Consider the following 15,758-nt stretch of genomic DNA (forward strand, 5'->3'; position numbering starts at 1 on the left):
CACCTGGTATAAAATTCAGCCACCCTTTTTAGGTTCAACCGCCTACACTAGAGACAGATGAAATGAGAAAGGGTGGCTAAGTCATGAAGACGATTGCAGGAGGATTATTATTTTTCGGCTTGTTCAGTCTCGGATTGTCGTTCACGATGATTGGGGACACGGCGATTGTCGGAGCGATGGTGAGCGGTGTCGCCATCTTATGTAGCGTCGGACTTTGGTTCGGAGCGACAGAAGTAACGCGCATCCGTGTTGCTCTCCTCGACAGCAAAAAAACGTCTTTCCCTGAATGAGGGAAAGACGTTTTTGGATTCATTGATTGTCTTCTTCTTCGTAATCATCATCAGCATATTCCTCGAAATCGTACTCTTCGAAGTCCGCTTCATCGATAAAGATGTCGCGGTCATTGACGACGTGAATCGGACCGTTGGCCACATCGATTCGAATCGTCCATGCCCATGGAATGCGCAATCGGCTATAAACACCTGTCCAGAATTCCATCGATTCTTGCTCGTATCGTTCGAACTCTGCCAGCAACTCTTTAAAGGTTACCCCTGACAACTGAAAGTTTGAGTCTTGGATTCGCTCGAGCGCATTATGTGTCGCCTCGAGTTCCGCCGCACGTACCATCTCTTCGGCCGTTGCCATCTCAAGAATGGTACCATCCGGTGGCAGAATGTCGTATACGTTGAACAATTCGCCTTCTTCTACTTCTTCATCAAACTCATAGTCGTCGTGCCGCATGCTTCATTCCTCCTCACTCTAGTTGAATCTCTTTCATTGTACCATTCCACTCCCTGTTAGAACGAAACATTCGTGTATATATTTTGGCAGGTAGGGAATCATAACAAAGGAATAGAATACGGATCAGCGAAAGGGGCCAATTGACCATGAACGAATCATTTCAAGCACTCGTCCTCGACAAGACGGATGACCATCTTCACGCCAAGGTGACGGACGTCAAACTCGACGCGCTTCCAAAAGAAGAAGACGGTAACGTCCTCGTCGAGGTCCATTATTCCGCACTCAATTATAAGGACGCCCTCGGTCTTACCGAACCCGGAAAAATCATTAATCAATACCCGTTCATCCCTGGATGTGAATTTGTCGGCAAGGTCGTCGAGTCCGATCATCTCGACTTCAAAGCCGGCGATGAAGTCATCGCCACCGGTTTCGGGATCGGCGAACGACATTTCGGCGGATTCAGTCAATTTGCACAAGTTCCCGGAAACTGGCTTGTAAAACTGCCTAAAGGTATGGACATGCGTGATGCCATCACAATCGGGACACCTGGATTGACAGCCATGCTTTCAATCGATGCGCTTGAGTCCGCTGGCGTTCGACCAGGGGAAGAAGTGCTAGTAACAGGTGCAACTGGAGGCGTAGGCAGTTTTTCGATTATCTTACTTCATAAACTTGGCTATCACGTCATCGCATCCACAGGAAAGACAGACTCCCCTTATTTGCAAGCACTTGGCGTTGACACCGTCATCGATCGACACGAGCTTGAGGGAGCGGTTCGTCCGTTAGCTCGACAGCGGTTTGACGCGGCAATCGATTCGATTGGCGGGGCCACTCTTGCGAATATTTTGAGTCAAACGCGTTATGAAGGTGCCGTTGCAGCTTGCGGACTTGTCGGCGGTTCCGACCTTCCAACAACTGTTTATCCGTTTATTTTGCGCGGAGTCAAATTAATCGGCATCGACTCGGTCATGCAACCCATCGTACGTCGCCTGAAGGCGTGGGAACGACTGGATGAGCTGCTTGATTCTAACGTGCTCAACCATATGATTCATGAGATTCCGTTGCATGACGTCCCTCGCCACGCTGAGGCGATGATGCGCGGCGAACTGAGCGGCCGGACCGTCGTTCGGATCCATGACTAACAAACAGGGCTGAATCCATCGATTCAGCCCTGTCTCTGTATTCTCCATGGTGGTGGAATTATAACGTGAATCCGGCTGGTGCGTCTTTGACGACGACGATCACCTTGCCTTGGTCTAATTTTTTCTCGAGTTGATCCGCTTCGGTCGATGAGAAGCCGAGCTGTTCGAATTGGGCTCGAAGCTCGTCCCCTTTTTTACGGAACACATTTTTCGCGGCCGTCCCCAGGCCGACGTCTGATGCCGTCACCGTATTCGCGTCGGCATTATCGGCCACACGGTCGGTCCGGTCATCATCATGGGTGATGACATAAATGTGCTTGTCCTCAATCCCTTTCGCTTTCATCGATTGAATGGCGGTCACGACTTCTTCATCATTTGTGAACTCTTTGTACAAAACTGACATGTGTAGTTCCCTCCTTCGATAGCGTTACAGTAAGAGTAATTACCTTCTTTTCCTAAAATGACACATTAAAAAACGATGACAGCTGTCATCGTTTCGTTAAACGGCCGGTTCTTGGCCTTTTAATTTTTTTAATTCATCGAGCAAAATGTCCGATTCGTTGAACGGAATCGACTCTTGTCCGACTCGTTCGACATGGTCATGACCTTTTCCGACGACGACGATCCGTTTCCCGACGAGCGCTTGTTGCGCTGCATGGCGCAAGGCATCTCGCCGTTCCTCGAACGTCACGTAATGCGTGTTCGAATCAACACCTTCGAGCAATCCATCGATGATGTGCCTCGGGTCTTCCGTCCGCACGTCATGTACTGTCACGATTAAATCGTCTGAATAGCGGCTCGCGATTCGACCCATCTCTGCCCGCTTCGTCGGATCTCGGTCTCCGGCCGCACTCAAGACGACAACGAGTTCACGTTCCCCTTGCTGAAGCGTCGATAGACACTTCTCGAGACCATCAGGCGTATGGGCATAATCGAGATAAATCTCGGCGTCTTCCGTATCGAGTCGTTCGAGCCGACCTTTCGGAAGCGTGAGTCCCGGCACGTTGGCGATGATTGCACGCAACATCAGTTCCGACGTCGAGACGAGACCGATGGCTGCGGCCAAGTTGGCGGCATTGAATGCGCCCATGAAGCGGACCGGCGCCTCAATCGTCAGTGCGTTCATTTTGACGACTACCGTTTGGTCATGCCAAATGACTTGGATATCGGCCGGTACGTCCGCATGCGTGCTATACATGATACGTCGACGGGTCGGGGCAAAGGCGGCCATCGTTTTACTGGCCGGGTCTTCGGCGTTCAAAATAATGGCGTCCCCGTCTGTCGTTTCGACTTGTTCAAATAATCGGGCTTTGGCCCGGGCGTACTCGTCCATTGAGCGATGGTAATCCAAGTGGTCATGCGTCAAGTTCGTGAACGCCGCCGCGTGAAATCGGACGCCTTCGACACGTCCTTCCATCATTGCATGCGAGGAGACTTCGACGACACAGTCGGTCACGCCGGCATCCGCCATCTCGGCCAAAATACGATGTAAGACGACGGCTTCCGGCGTCGTATTTGGTGTTTTTAATGTTTGATCTTTATAACGTGCTCCAATCGTACTGACAATCCCGACCGGTCGTCCGGACAGACGAAATAGATCATATGTCAATGTTGCGGTCGTCGTTTTGCCATTCGTACCGGTGACACCGTAAATACGCATCCGATGTGAGGGGTGGTCATAAAAGGCACTGGCCACCACGCCGGCTGTCCGCTTCGTGTCCGCGACGACAAGGTTCGGCACCTCAAGATCAAGCGGGTATTCCGAGATGACAGCAACCGCTCCTTTGGAGACGGCATCCTCAGCGAATTCATGTCCGTCCACCGTATAACCGCGGATACAGATAAATAAATTCCCTGGACTGACCTTTCTGGAATCTGTCTCAATTCCGGTCACCCATGGATCGCGTTCGATGTCATCCATCTCATTTTCTAGAATGGCGGATAAACGTTTCGTCCTCATGCTGTGTACTTCCTTTCTCATGGGTGTCGCTAGGTTCGCAAACCTTATCGTCATGGTACTAGATATTAGGCTGTAATGGAGATGACAAATATATTACTTCCCTTTTTACGTGCAATGCAATCGCCCAACCAAAAAATTCCTAGTCCAGGACGGGACTAGGAATGTATTTCGCTGTCGGTGAACCGAAGTCCTTGCTCATGAAGCGCGGTTTCCAAGATCCGCAGCACACTTGGCCCGACCCCATGTAAGGCCGCAATCTCTTGCTTCGTATACGTGGCCAACTGTTCGAGCGTATCGATATAGGCGGCCTTGAGCGCCCGTTCGGCCGGCGCCGAACATTTCGGAAGTGGTGTCATCCAATTCCCTCCTCTCGTCCTGAATCTCGTTCGATCGTCGGGAGACAGGCGAGGACACGTTCCATACAAAATGTCCGACGGGCCTTCTTGCGTATATCCCACGCGACAAGTCGATCGCCTTGCAGCTTCATCAGTTTGACGCGTCGCTTTGAAATGACCCCGTTCCGATCGATATACACCATTTCTACGACTTGTCCGTTCCGCATCCAACGCATGACCTCTTGCCTCATCTGATCTCCCTCCTTTTGTTACCTTTATTATATCGAACATTTGTTCGTAACTCCAGTCTAGAGGTGTGCATTTGAGCGATTTGCCGTATGCTAGAAGAAATGAATCTTTTGCGAAAGGAGTACGCCCGTTATGACATATGTCATGTTGGCCGTTTTGGCCATCGTCCTATTCATCTCCATGATTTATACCGCCAAAGCCTTGCCAAATTTGCGAAATGTCTTATTCAACCGCGGCAGCCTGTTCGGCCAAGACACCGAGACCGTCACGTGTCCGAACTGTAAGAAAACGTTCAAACGGTCCGGTGGGAACACCCAGACATGCCCTCACTGTTATACGTCGTTTTAACCCAAAAACACCCGCCTGGCCGCTAGACGCGGACCTCGGGTGTTTTTTGAATGTGCTCGAATCAGCAAGTAACCGTTTACGCTCACCTTATAAGTGAAATAAGAAGGTTCCGTCATTTTCCCGCAAGTCAAACCACGAGACAGTCTCATTCCTAAAGGAGTTCACCATGTCATTCATATCCGATCACGATTTATACGCACGATTGTTAAACCGCGACACTTCCGCGCTCGAACTGCTGTACGACCGCTATGAGCGCATCTTATATTCGCTCACCCTCCGCTTGACGACGCGAGCCGACTGGGCCGAGGCCGTCCTATTCGAGGTGTTCACCGAGCTTTGGAAGCATCGTCTGCCGCTCGATTTGACGACCCATCGGCTGAGAACGCATTTGTTCGAGCGGGTGGAGACCGCAGCGCTACGTCTAGTCGCCAGCGCTTGAGTTCGTCTATCGCATCGCTCGATGCAACACTTCTAGAATCCCATCCGCATACATGCCCTCGGTGACACGACCATGTTCTCGTTTGGCTTCTTCCGTCCCGTTGCCAAGCACATAGCCGTTACCGACATACCCCAACATTCCTAAATCGTTCCCACTGTCCCCGAACGCGTAGGCGTGCTCGGTATGAAACGTATATCGGTCGCACACGTAGTCGACTGCAGCGACTTTCCCCGCCCCTCGTGGGATGAAATCAATATCGTAGGCGTCTGCCGGATCCCCGGCGAGCGGGTTGCAACGACTAACGTTGACCGCGATTCCGAAGTCACCGGCACTCGAACGAATATGCTCGAGCTCCTGTGCGCTCTTGCCGAAGTAATAATAATTGTGCATCCAGCCGCTTGTGCCAAGATTCGTCTGTGGTTCAATCGTGAGTGTTCGCCCTAGCCTGTCGACGACTTGGGTGACGCGGTCTGAAAAATCATCGGGAAACCGTGACGAATAACCGGAATCAAGCTCCAGTTGTCCGGACGCCATCACTTGATACAGCTCTGTCCCGAGACTCGCCGCGATTCGATGTGGGAAGTAACGCATCTCGGCCCGCTTCACTTTCTCCATAATCGTCTCGAGCGAACTCCCCGTCACCCACATCGTCGATAAGCGATGTGAATGATGATCGAGAAAATCTTCGAGTTGCCGCAAGTGCTCCAACTGCTTTGCGGAACAAGCATGCGGGAAGTACGTCTCGTCGAAATCAAAACAGATGAGCGTCCGTCCTTCCTTTGTAAATCGTTTCATCGTCATCCTCCTTGTGTCGCCATACCCCTTCTCGTATAGTAAAAGGAGAAAGGACGTGCAACATGAAAAATCGTTTAAGCCGCTACTACTGTCAGTATAGCGGAATCGTGATCGGGTTCGGACTTGTCTTCGCCTTTTTGTTCGGCATACGGACATATTCATTTTGGCAACAATGGCTCTCGAACGGACCCGCACTTCTCGTCACGCTCCTCACGGCGACGTTCATTAGTTTTATGACGTATCGACTGCTCAGCGCCTTGAATTTGAAACTCTTCCGCCGCCTCGGCGACGCGACGTCGACATGCTCCCGTTAAACACGGGACTACATAACGACCGTTCACAAAATAGTCACCTCAAATAGGCATCCATTTCACGGTTTCATCCGTTAGATCAATACAAGGGATTCCCTTATGGATAAAGGAGACAGCCATGACTGATATTGAACTGTACGAGCGCGTCAGGCAAAAAGACAAACAAGCGCTCGAGGCACTTTATGATCGCTACGAACGAATCCTGTATGCCTTTGTCATGCAGTTGACGAAAGACCGCGACCTCGCCGAAGAAGCGATGCAGGAAGTATTCATCAAGCTGTGGCGCGGCGGCGGCGTATATGATGACTCAAAAGGAAAATTCAAATCGTGGCTGTTCACGATGAGCCGTCATGTCACGATCGACTTGATTCGCAAACGAAAACCCGACCTGCAACTAGACGAGTCTTACGCTGAAGCCATCCCGTCCCCGGCCCCGTCCGTCGAGACCGAGGTCGAATGGCAAGAAGAGCGAACGCAAATCGAGACGGCGATGGCCGAACTGCCGACCGAGCAACAACAAGTCGTCCGTCTCATGTATTTCCAAGGGCTCAGCCAACAAAAGATCGCCGATGCGTGCGATATTCCGCTCGGTACCGTAAAAGGAAGGATTCGATTAGCGTTGAAACAGTTACGAAGGCATCTATCCCATGATTTGATCGATAAGGAGGTGGAACGATGAACGCTTGTGACCAATTGATTGATTATTTCAACCAGCATTTGACGGAAGACGAACGCATCCGGTTTGAAGCGCATCTCGCGACATGTCAAACGTGTCAAGAAGAGCTCGAACAACTCGAGGCCCTCGTCGGCGGCGTCGCGTTCCTCTCTGAACCGGCTGAACCGCCGAGCGGGATGAAGGCACGCATCCTCGACAACGTGTTCGCAGAAGACGATACGGAGACAGCGTCGAAACCAGACGAACCGACCCCGGTCACCCCATTCACGGCATCGAAGAAAAAACAGAAGACGCCATGGGGAGCGCTCGCTCTCGCAGCCGCACTCGTGCTCTCCTTGATCGGGAACGGCTATCTGCTCTTGAACCAAGATGACCCGAGCGGCATCGCCTTGACCGAGACGGTACCACTCGAAGGCGACTCAGAAGGCGTGGCTTACCTCGCCGAACAGGACGGTGAGCGTCAGCTCATCGTCCAAACGAACGGACTCGATGCGCTCGAAGCGAACGAGGTATATCAAGTTTGGCTCATAAAAGACGACTCCCCGATTCCGACCGGGGCGTTCGTGACGGATGCTAAAGGCAACGGGACCGTCATCTATACACTCGATTCGACCGAATCGGAGACGGACTGGGATACCGTCGCTGTCACGAAAGAACCCGAACGCGGCAACAGGGCACCAGAGGGCGACATCGTCCTCATTGCCAGCCTATAAGCAAGAACCGAATGACCTGACGCACCACGCGTGCGTGTCATTCGGTTCTTTTTTCGTTATGATGATAGAAAAGGGGTGGTACATATGCGGCAGCCTAAAATTGGTGTCGTCGGTCTCGGCGGCATCGCTCAGAAAGCGTACTTACCGATTTTATCGAACAGCACATCGTTCGAACTGATCGGTGCCTATTCCCCGACCGTCGCCAAACGTGAGGCGATCTGTCGAGCCCACCGGATGGAATCATTCACGGGACTGCCCGAGCTTGCGGCAGCCGTCGACGCGGCGTTCGTCCACAGTTCGACCGAGACGCATTTCGACGTCGTCTCTTATCTGCTCGCAAACGGTGTCGATGTGTATGTCGATAAACCACTCGCTGCGACAATCGAACAGGCGGAACGTCTCGTCGAGCTGGCCGAGCAGAAGAACCGTAAGCTCATGGTCGGCTTCAATCGCCGTTTCGCCCCGATGTATCAGCACGTGAAAGCAGCAGCCCCATTCCACACGCTCGACTTCGTCAAGCATCGCGGCGACGGATTACGCGGCCACGACTATCAGTTCACACTGCTCGATGACTATTTGCATGTCGTCGACACGCTCCGGTACTTCACCGGAAGCGAGTTGCGCCTGATCACAGGGCATTTGGAGAAGACCGAGACGAACGGTCTCCATTTCGCACGCCACGTCTGGCAAGACGAGCACGGACTGCACACGACGTCGATGCACCGGAAAGCCGGGACGAATCACGAAGGGCTGAGCGCCATCCGGGACGGACTTCGCGTGACGGTCGACGAGATGGTGACGCTCAACCGCTTCGAGCACGGCACCCATTCGACGAAAACGTTCGGGTCATGGGACACACTCCTGACCCAACGCGGGTTCCAGGGGGCGATCGACCACTTTATCTCAGCACTAACCGAGGATACAGCCATCATGACGGACGGTCGTGAGGCGCTCCTCACACAACAGCTGGTGACGGATTTGTTCGGCTCACACTAAAAGGAGGCGTATCAAATGGATTTCTTTTTCTACATCATGGTCATCGTCGTCGTGTCCATCGCCGCAGACACGTTCAACAAGACACGGAAGGCGCGTTTAGAAGAACTTCGACTCAAAATCGAGCAAGAGAAACTCGCGATTCAGCGGCTCGAACTCGAGATGAAGCGCGACGAAGACAAACTCGATCATCACGGATTTTAAAAAGACGATCGGCCCAGAGCGGGTCGGTCGTCTTTGGTCATAAGATATGGCGCTCCTCAGCTTGACGTGTCTCGCGGACACGCTTTTGCCGTCGTTCGGCGAGTGTCGACCAAGTGACGGCCGTGATGATGCAGGCGGCACCGATGAAGAAGTTGCGGTCGAGCCGTTCGTCGAGGACGAGCCAGCCGAGGTAACCCCCGACGAGCGGTTGGAAGAAGAAAAACAGCGACCCGACGCTCGCATCCATGAGTTCGATTCCTTTGTTCCAAAAGAAGAACGCCCCGGCCGTCGAAATGATGCCAACGTATAACACGCTGAGCCACAATACCGTGGTCATATCCGGTAAACCGGATGAGGCCACTTCCATTCCCATGAGCGGCGTCATCAATACGAAGGCGATGCCGATAGCGAACGTCGTGATCGTTAACGACGACATCGTCTCGGAAGCGATTTTCACATAGATGGACATGAGCGCCCACGTGATGGCGGCACCGACCAAGACGAGGCTACCGATGAAATACGTACCTTCGACGTGCCAGCCGACGACGATGATGACCCCGAGCGTCGCCAACAGAAGTGACCCGATTTTGACAGGTGTGAGCCGCTCTTTCAAGATCAATCGGGCGAAGATTACCATGAACGCCGGCGTCGCCGCCGTCACAAGCGATCCGGTATGGGCATCTGAGAGTTTCGTGCCGATGAATTGAAATGAAATCGAGGCGACATAGCCGACGACTCCGACGAGCGCGATCCACTTCCAGGCGCCCCTGGCAATCTGCTCGCGTCCGAACGCCCACCACATTATAAACAGAACGACAAAAGCGACGGCGTAGCGCATCCAGACGAGCGTGAACGGTTCGATATAGCCGAGCGCATACTTACTGACGACGTACATCCCGCCCCAAATGCTGGCGGCGAGCGTTAAACTGATAGCACCGAGCCATTCCTTGCGCATAGCGTCTCTCCTTTCTGATGCCTAAACAATACGACACCGTTTCCTGAAATTCCTGTCTCTCTAGTTGTCGAACTGACCGAAATCGCTTACAATAACTCTAATGATGATTGAAAGGAGGGAGAAAGGTGAACTTTGTCGGACGTACGCACTGGTCAACAGAACATTTGTACATTTTGCGTGCGATTTTTCACGATGTCGCGTAACCACAGGACCCGTCTGTCCTTTTTTAGACATTGCTGAAATACGACAAAGCGCCTCTCTTTCTTGCCGAGCGCTTCTTTGCGCTCGGTTTTTTTGATAGGCCTCTACTTTAGGAGGAACCATCTATGTTAATCGAATTACAACATATTCAAAAACAATTCGGCGGCCACGCCGTCTTAATCGATGCCAATCTTCAGGTAAACGCAGGCGAGCGAATCGGGCTCGTCGGACGGAACGGGAGCGGCAAGACGACACTCCTACACCTCATCGTCGGCGCCGATTCGCCCGACGAAGGGACGATCTATCGAAAACAACGGCTGACGATTGGCTATTTGGCCCAGATTCCTGCCCATCCCGGTAAATCAGGGCGAGACGTACTCTATACCGCGTTCGCCGAGTTGACGAGACTCGGTGACGAGATGCGACGACTCGAGGAACAGATGATCTCAAGTGACGACATCGACTCACTCCTCGAGACGTACGGCGCCCTGCAGATGCGCTATGAGAACGGCGGCGGCTATGCCATCGATTCGAAAGTGAATGCGATGATCGATGGATTACGGCTCACAAGTTTCGTCGACCGCCCATTCGACACACTCAGCGGCGGAGAACGGACCAAAGTCGGGCTCGCCTTGGCGTTGCTCCAAGAGCCGGAACTGCTCATCCTCGACGAACCGACGAACCATCTCGATTTAGAAGCGATGACTTGGCTCGAGTCATTCCTGCGTGACAGTCCGTCCACGCTTCTCCTCGTCTCACACGACCGCGTGTTTCTCGACGCCGTCGCCACACGCATCGTCGAATGTGAGGACGGGGAGTTGGCTAGTTTTGATGGCAACTACAGCGCGTTCGTCGCCCAAAAAGAAAAGAAGTTGCTCGATCAATTCCATGCCTATACGGAGCAACAAAAGAAAATCAAGAAGATGAAGGAAACGATTCGACAGCTAAGACAGTGGGCGAACGAAGGCAATCCACCGAACGAGAAGTTTTATCGGCGCGCCAAATCGATGGAGAAAGCGCTCGCCCGCATCGAGACGATCAAAAAACCACGACTCGAGGCCGTTCAACCGGACATTCAGTTCACAGCTCAGGGGCGGACCGGACGCGATGTGTTAGAGGCGACCGACGTGACGGTCACTTACGACCGGACCGTCTTCGAACACGTCTCGTTCTACGCCGGTCATGGCGAACGCATCGCCATCGTCGGCCCAAATGGGAGCGGCAAGTCGACCCTGTTGAAAGTGTTGCTCGGTCACCTCGAACCGGCGACAGGCGAGGTGCGACGAGCGGAACGGGCCCAAATCGGCTACTTGTCCCAACACATCGACTTTGATGACTCCCATCGGCTCATCGAGGCGTTCCGTGACCGCATCGCTGTCGATGAAGGGAAGGCCCGTCAATTGCTGGCCCAGTTCCTCTTCTATGGCGCAAGCGTCTTCAAACCGGTCAAAGATTTGAGCGGCGGTGAGAAGATGCGGCTCATGCTCGCCATCCTCATGCACGAGGACATCAACGTGCTCGTGTTAGACGAACCGACGAACCATCTCGACATCGAAGCGCGTGAGGCACTCGAAGACGCACTCGACCGCTTTACCGGCACGCTCGTCGCCGTCTCACACGATCGCTACTTCTTGAACAAGCTGTTCCCGATTACGTATTGGCTTGATGGGACAGCGACACATTTCCCGGGAAACGTGTCGTATGCGCTCGAAAAACGGCAACATGAAATGAACGCAGAGGTCGTCGTTCCTAAACCGAAACTCGTGAAACCGAAGCAAGAAACGACTCGCGACACCACAGTTGATGAAGCTCGCCTGACCGAGCTCGAGGCATCACATCAAGCACTCCTGCACCAGATGAATGAGACGAACGATTTAGAAGAATTAATGACGTTGCAGCAACAAGCCGATGCGCTCCAAGCAGACATCGACACGTTGTTGAACCAGTTGCTCGAATCGATTTAATCAAAAACGACGCCTTTAGCGGCGTCGTTTTTGTTCGAACCAAGCTTGGACAAGAAAGCCCGTCACGCCAAGCGCCATCAAAAAATAGGGCACGATACGTGGGACAGCACCCGTTTCCCCCATCATCATGAGGATCAATCCGCTCACGAACGTCCCGAGCCAATATATTTTCGGCATGTCGTCACTCCTCTACAATTTTTTCTTGTAATTTGTCAGAATTTTTCGTAAAATATTTTGAAATTCTTATTTTATAGATATGGAAAGGGGACGCGCTCATGCCAAAACGAAACTGGGAGACGATTCTCCGATTCACCCTCGTCGTCACCATCACGGCCGCTACGTTCCTCTACGTCCGCTACTCGACCGAAATTAAAGAACGCGAGCGGGCTTTGGAGCAGTACCTTGCGACTCATTATAACATTTCGGCGGAAACCTATTCGATTGACGGTACCCTTTCCTTAAGCGGCTACGTCTATGATGTGACGTTCGAAGACGAACCCGACGCCGCTTACACGTTTCAGGTCGAACAGGCCGCAGACGGCCATCGTGTGAAGTTTGAACGAGCAGATGGCAAACAACCGGATCGGGTCGCCACGTTCGCCCCATAAGAAAAAGCGCCACGTATCGTGGCGCTTAACGGTGAGCGATTCTAGTAGAGCGGACTTTCATCCGACCGAGAAAGTTCCCAGCCGACCGTCCCATGCAATCAATCGATACGTGCTAGAAAATGGACGCGGTTCAGAACGTGATTTCGGAGCGTTCGTTCGTCTGAACATCAATCTGACCCTGCACAGAGACATTGCCTCCAAAACGGCCATGACTGCGTTTCGACGTAATAAGGTTGAAATCCATCTTGAACCTCATCATGCCCACCTGTTTTGAAACACCGAACTTCCTAGACGTTTTGCCTCCCACATATCCTTTTTGTCTGCCCCTCACCTCTCGCGCGAGGTCAGGTGGACGACAGTTTGAATCAGGAGATCACCTAGTCCGCCGGTCTTTCAACCAACTTGTCTCTCGTTTCACCGAGCCGGCCTCAGTCAAACAACGATTGAATCTTCGTTTCATCCGTTGCCCCCTTTCAGCTCAACACGTTGAATGAGGACTACACTAATACATTAACCGTTTTACGTGACATTGAATCCGTGTTCACCATTTCTCCAAAATTTAGTCGTCGATATAATGGTCGAGCGCATAGGCGACGCCATCGTCCTCGACATCCTTCGTGATATGGGTGCTGATCTCTTTCAACGGATCGACGGCGTTCCCCATCGCAATCCTCGTTTCCGCCACTTCGAACATCGAGATGTCGTTCAAATTGTCCCCGATGGCCACAATATCCGCTTGGGGAATACCGTGATGCTCTGCCAACTGCGTCAAGGCCATCCCTTTGCTCGCATTCGGATGACCAATCTCGATTTTTGTCCAGCCTGCCGTCGTGATCAAAATGTCGGTCCGAGGCTCATACAGTTTCCGGAGCTCGTGCAGTTTGCGCCGATCGAACGAATAGACAAAGACTTTGTACACTTCGTCGGCCTCAAAGTCGATGTCCTCGATCGCATCAACATATGTCAGCCCGAACTGTTCGTTTTGAATCTCAATCTCCCGCTCGCCCCATTCCTGTGAGAACGATTGGTCGTGTGGCAACACTTCATCCAACTCGCCCTTCAGTAAATCGGTACCCGAACGGAGTACTTTCACCCCGGCATTCGTATAAAATTCGACATACGCTCCGTGCTCATGGGCCACATCCCACAACTCCTGTACGACGTCTTTCGGGAGCGCGTGGTAATAAATGCGTTCGTTCTCATAGAAAGCGATTGCCCCGTTCCCGGACAAGATTGGACAAGTCAATCTGCTCCGTCGCAGCAACTCTTCGATATCGTGAATCGATCGGCCCGAAGAGATGGCGACCAAATCTCCCTCGGCTTGGCGACGCCGGATTGCGTCTTGGTTCGTTTCTGTGATGATACCAGTTCGAGACAATAACGTCCCGTCTAAATCGATGGCAATCAATTTCATATTCCAATCTCCTTTCAAACGCGTCTCATCATTCCATTCCCCGAATTCATTCATCTCAACGCAAAGAAGACACCATTCTGGCATATAGGCGTTTTCCTTTCACGCAAATAGGGAAATATTTATTAGTCCTAAATAATAATTTGTGCGTTGGAAAGGAGTCCTCATGAACACTTCACCTGAAAAGCCACGCTTGAATCGCGTGTTCTACATTTCGGCGAGTCTCATCGCTCTCCTCGTCCTGTTTGGCGCGATTCGTCCGACGTTGTTCGCGACGATTGCCGGGAACATCTTCAACTTCACGACCCGCTCGTTTGGTTGGTTTTACTTACTCGCCGTCTTCTTGTTCGTCGTCTTCCTCGTCTTCCTCGCGTTCAGTAAATACGGGAAGATTCGGCTCGGGACGGACCAGGACCGTCCGCAATACCCGTTCTTTACTTGGATCGGGATGCTGTTCTCCGCTGGTTTCGGGGTCGGACTTGTCTTTTGGGGCGTTGCCGAACCGATGAGCCATTTCATCACCCCTCCGTATGCGGATACGACCGAGCTGACCGTCGAAGGAGCTCGATTGGCCATGGCATATTCCTTCTTCCATTGGGGCGTCAGCCAATGGTCCGTCTTCGCCATCGTCGGCTTGATTATCGCGTATTTCCAGTTCCGCCGAAATGCGGACGGGCTTATTTCGACGAGTCTGTCTCCGCTCATTAAAGACCGGGCTTATAAACAGCCGCTCAATCAAACGATTGATATTTTAGCCGTCATCGCGACCGTCATGGGTGTCGCCACGTCACTCGGTCTCGGTGTTCTCCAAATCAACGGTGGTTTGAACAGTGTCTTCGGGTTGCCGAACACAGCGCTCGTCCAAGTATTGATTATCGTTGTTTTGACCGTCTTGTTTTTGACTTCGACGACGACCGGTCTCGATCGCGGCATCAAATGGCTCAGTAATATCAACCTCGGGACCGCGCTCGTATTGATGGTATTCGTGTTCTTTGCCGGCCCGACCATCTTTATTTTAGAGACGTTCACGCTCGGGTTAGGGGATTATTTACAGAACTTTATCCGCTACAGTCTTCGTTTGCAGCCGTACCAGCAAGGGACGTGGGTGCGTGATTGGACCATCTTCTACTGGGCATGGGCCATCGCTTGGTCGCCGTTCGTCGGTGCATTCGTCGCCCGCGTCTCACGTGGCCGAACGATTCGTGAGTTTATCGTCGGGGTGCTCATCGTGCCACCGTTCATCGCGCTCTTGTGGATTGCCGTGTTCGGCGGAACGGCCCTTCACCTCGACTTATTCGAAGGAACATCGATTGCGCAAGCGGTCGATGCCGATGTGACGAGTGCCTTATTCGTCACGTTCGCCGAATTGCCGTTCAGCTTTATTTTATCCGTCTTGTCGATTCTGTTGATTCTTACTTTCTTGATCACGTCAGCCGATTCGGCGACGTACATCATCAGCAGTATGACGACGAATGGTAGTTTGAATCCACCGCTCACTGTCCGAATCGTTTGGGGCATTTTGCTCGGCGGAATCGCCGCCGTTCTATTGATCGCGAGCGGGCTCGAGGGATTGCAGACCGCTTCACTCATCTCCGCCCTCCCGTTCACCGTCATCTTGATCCTGATGGTGTACACGCTGTTCAGTCTATTACGCAAAGAAAATGTCCGTAAAATCAAATAGGAATTGGGGTCGCCTCAAAGGCGGCCCTTTCT

General features: G+C 52.4%; 21 protein-coding genes. 12 read left to right on the forward strand and 9 right to left on the reverse strand.

What is annotated here, in order from left to right:
• The first annotated feature begins 83 nt into the window (after window positions 1-83).
• On the forward strand, window positions 84-290 hold the full coding sequence (locus tag KNP74_RS12410; RefSeq protein ID WP_034779520.1) for a hypothetical protein: 207 nt from the start codon (window positions 84-86) through the stop codon (window positions 288-290).
• Between the two features lie 19 nt (window positions 291-309).
• Here the strand turns inward: KNP74_RS12410 and KNP74_RS12415 are convergent, their stop codons facing one another.
• Window positions 310-741 carry a hypothetical protein gene (locus KNP74_RS12415; protein ID WP_034779522.1) on the reverse strand — a complete coding sequence of 144 codons (432 nt, stop codon included), beginning with the start codon at window positions 739-741 and terminating at the stop codon, window positions 310-312.
• A gap of 146 nt (window positions 742-887) precedes the next feature.
• Here KNP74_RS12415 and KNP74_RS12420 point away from each other — a divergent pair, with 146 nt between their 5' ends.
• Window positions 888-1,883 carry an MDR family oxidoreductase gene (locus tag KNP74_RS12420; RefSeq protein WP_138858656.1) on the forward strand — a complete coding sequence of 332 codons (996 nt, stop codon included), beginning with the start codon at window positions 888-890 and terminating at the stop codon, window positions 1,881-1,883.
• A 58-nt stretch (window positions 1,884-1,941) separates the two neighbouring features.
• Here the strand turns inward: KNP74_RS12420 and KNP74_RS12425 are convergent, their stop codons facing one another.
• From KNP74_RS12425 to KNP74_RS12440, 4 genes are all read right to left on the reverse strand, one after another.
• On the reverse strand, window positions 1,942-2,286 hold the full coding sequence (locus KNP74_RS12425) for a YflT domain-containing protein (protein ID WP_034779525.1): 345 nt from the start codon (window positions 2,284-2,286) through the stop codon (window positions 1,942-1,944).
• A 96-nt stretch (window positions 2,287-2,382) separates the two neighbouring features.
• Window positions 2,383-3,843, reverse strand: a complete 1,461-nt coding sequence (locus tag KNP74_RS12430; protein WP_214719085.1) for a UDP-N-acetylmuramoyl-L-alanyl-D-glutamate--2,6-diaminopimelate ligase — start codon at window positions 3,841-3,843, stop codon at window positions 2,383-2,385.
• A 155-nt stretch (window positions 3,844-3,998) separates the two neighbouring features.
• Window positions 3,999-4,199 carry a helix-hairpin-helix domain-containing protein gene (locus tag KNP74_RS12435; RefSeq protein WP_029594536.1) on the reverse strand — a complete coding sequence of 67 codons (201 nt, stop codon included), beginning with the start codon at window positions 4,197-4,199 and terminating at the stop codon, window positions 3,999-4,001.
• Window positions 4,196-4,429: a hypothetical protein gene (locus tag KNP74_RS12440; protein WP_029594535.1), complete on the reverse strand. Its 234-nt coding sequence runs from the start codon at window positions 4,427-4,429 to the stop codon at window positions 4,196-4,198. Before KNP74_RS12440 ends, KNP74_RS12435 begins: the two co-directional genes overlap by 4 nt.
• A gap of 130 nt (window positions 4,430-4,559) precedes the next feature.
• On the opposite strand from KNP74_RS12440, the gene KNP74_RS12445 reads away from it, so the two are divergent.
• Together KNP74_RS12445 and KNP74_RS12450 are read left to right on the forward strand one after the other, a co-directional pair.
• Window positions 4,560-4,775, forward strand: a complete 216-nt coding sequence (locus tag KNP74_RS12445; protein ID WP_251126428.1) for a hypothetical protein — start codon at window positions 4,560-4,562, stop codon at window positions 4,773-4,775.
• 166 nt (window positions 4,776-4,941) lie between these two features.
• Window positions 4,942-5,214 carry a hypothetical protein gene (locus KNP74_RS12450; RefSeq protein WP_214711247.1) on the forward strand — a complete coding sequence of 91 codons (273 nt, stop codon included), beginning with the start codon at window positions 4,942-4,944 and terminating at the stop codon, window positions 5,212-5,214.
• 6 nt (window positions 5,215-5,220) lie between these two features.
• On the opposite strand, the gene KNP74_RS12455 is transcribed toward KNP74_RS12450, so the two are convergent.
• Window positions 5,221-6,009: an HAD family hydrolase gene (locus KNP74_RS12455; protein ID WP_214764443.1), complete on the reverse strand. Its 789-nt coding sequence runs from the start codon at window positions 6,007-6,009 to the stop codon at window positions 5,221-5,223.
• Window positions 6,010-6,071: 62 nt separating this feature from the next.
• Here KNP74_RS12455 and KNP74_RS12460 point away from each other — a divergent pair, with 62 nt between their 5' ends.
• The 5 genes from KNP74_RS12460 to KNP74_RS12480 all read left to right on the forward strand — a co-directional run bounded on the left by KNP74_RS12460 (window position 6,072) and on the right by KNP74_RS12480 (window position 8,906).
• The gene (locus KNP74_RS12460; protein WP_214711245.1) at window positions 6,072-6,323 is read left to right on the forward strand and encodes a hypothetical protein; all 252 of its coding nucleotides are present in this window, start codon (window positions 6,072-6,074) and stop codon (window positions 6,321-6,323) included.
• A 115-nt stretch (window positions 6,324-6,438) separates the two neighbouring features.
• Window positions 6,439-6,999 carry an RNA polymerase sigma factor gene (locus tag KNP74_RS12465; RefSeq protein ID WP_214764445.1) on the forward strand — a complete coding sequence of 187 codons (561 nt, stop codon included), beginning with the start codon at window positions 6,439-6,441 and terminating at the stop codon, window positions 6,997-6,999.
• Window positions 6,996-7,709, forward strand: a complete 714-nt coding sequence (locus tag KNP74_RS12470; RefSeq protein ID WP_214764447.1) for an anti-sigma factor — start codon at window positions 6,996-6,998, stop codon at window positions 7,707-7,709. The genes KNP74_RS12465 and KNP74_RS12470 overlap by 4 nt, the downstream gene beginning before the upstream one ends.
• A gap of 84 nt (window positions 7,710-7,793) precedes the next feature.
• Window positions 7,794-8,705: a Gfo/Idh/MocA family protein gene (locus KNP74_RS12475; protein ID WP_214764448.1), complete on the forward strand. Its 912-nt coding sequence runs from the start codon at window positions 7,794-7,796 to the stop codon at window positions 8,703-8,705.
• Window positions 8,706-8,720: 15 nt separating this feature from the next.
• Window positions 8,721-8,906, forward strand: coding sequence for a hypothetical protein (locus KNP74_RS12480; RefSeq protein WP_021065953.1), 186 nt, complete (start codon window positions 8,721-8,723; stop codon window positions 8,904-8,906).
• A 37-nt stretch (window positions 8,907-8,943) separates the two neighbouring features.
• Here KNP74_RS12480 and KNP74_RS12485 read toward each other — a convergent pair whose 3' ends face one another.
• Window positions 8,944-9,861 carry a DMT family transporter gene (locus KNP74_RS12485; RefSeq protein ID WP_214764449.1) on the reverse strand — a complete coding sequence of 306 codons (918 nt, stop codon included), beginning with the start codon at window positions 9,859-9,861 and terminating at the stop codon, window positions 8,944-8,946.
• Window positions 9,862-10,187: 326 nt separating this feature from the next.
• On the opposite strand from KNP74_RS12485, the gene abc-f reads away from it, so the two are divergent.
• On the forward strand, window positions 10,188-12,026 hold the full coding sequence (abc-f, locus tag KNP74_RS12490; RefSeq protein ID WP_214764450.1) for a ribosomal protection-like ABC-F family protein: 1,839 nt from the start codon (window positions 10,188-10,190) through the stop codon (window positions 12,024-12,026).
• A gap of 15 nt (window positions 12,027-12,041) precedes the next feature.
• Here the strand turns inward: abc-f and KNP74_RS12495 are convergent, their stop codons facing one another.
• Entirely contained in the window at window positions 12,042-12,203 is a 162-nt protein-coding gene (locus KNP74_RS12495; protein ID WP_034779568.1) for a hypothetical protein, read from the reverse strand.
• 98 nt (window positions 12,204-12,301) lie between these two features.
• On the opposite strand from KNP74_RS12495, the gene KNP74_RS12500 reads away from it, so the two are divergent.
• Entirely contained in the window at window positions 12,302-12,634 is a 333-nt protein-coding gene (locus KNP74_RS12500) for a hypothetical protein (RefSeq protein ID WP_214764451.1), read from the forward strand.
• A 559-nt stretch (window positions 12,635-13,193) separates the two neighbouring features.
• Here the strand turns inward: KNP74_RS12500 and KNP74_RS12505 are convergent.
• Window positions 13,194-14,048 carry an HAD family hydrolase gene (locus tag KNP74_RS12505; protein ID WP_214764452.1) on the reverse strand — a complete coding sequence of 285 codons (855 nt, stop codon included), beginning with the start codon at window positions 14,046-14,048 and terminating at the stop codon, window positions 13,194-13,196.
• Between the two features lie 163 nt (window positions 14,049-14,211).
• Here KNP74_RS12505 and KNP74_RS12510 point away from each other — a divergent pair, with 163 nt between their 5' ends.
• Complete coding sequence (locus KNP74_RS12510) at window positions 14,212-15,726, forward strand: BCCT family transporter (RefSeq protein WP_138858644.1); 1,515 nt, start codon at window positions 14,212-14,214, stop codon at window positions 15,724-15,726.
• Window positions 15,727-15,758: the final 32 nt, after the last annotated feature.

The sequence above is a fragment of the Exiguobacterium sp. s141 genome (assembly GCF_018618085.1).
Classification (GTDB): Bacteria; Bacillota; Bacilli; order Exiguobacteriales; family Exiguobacteriaceae; genus Exiguobacterium; species Exiguobacterium mexicanum_A.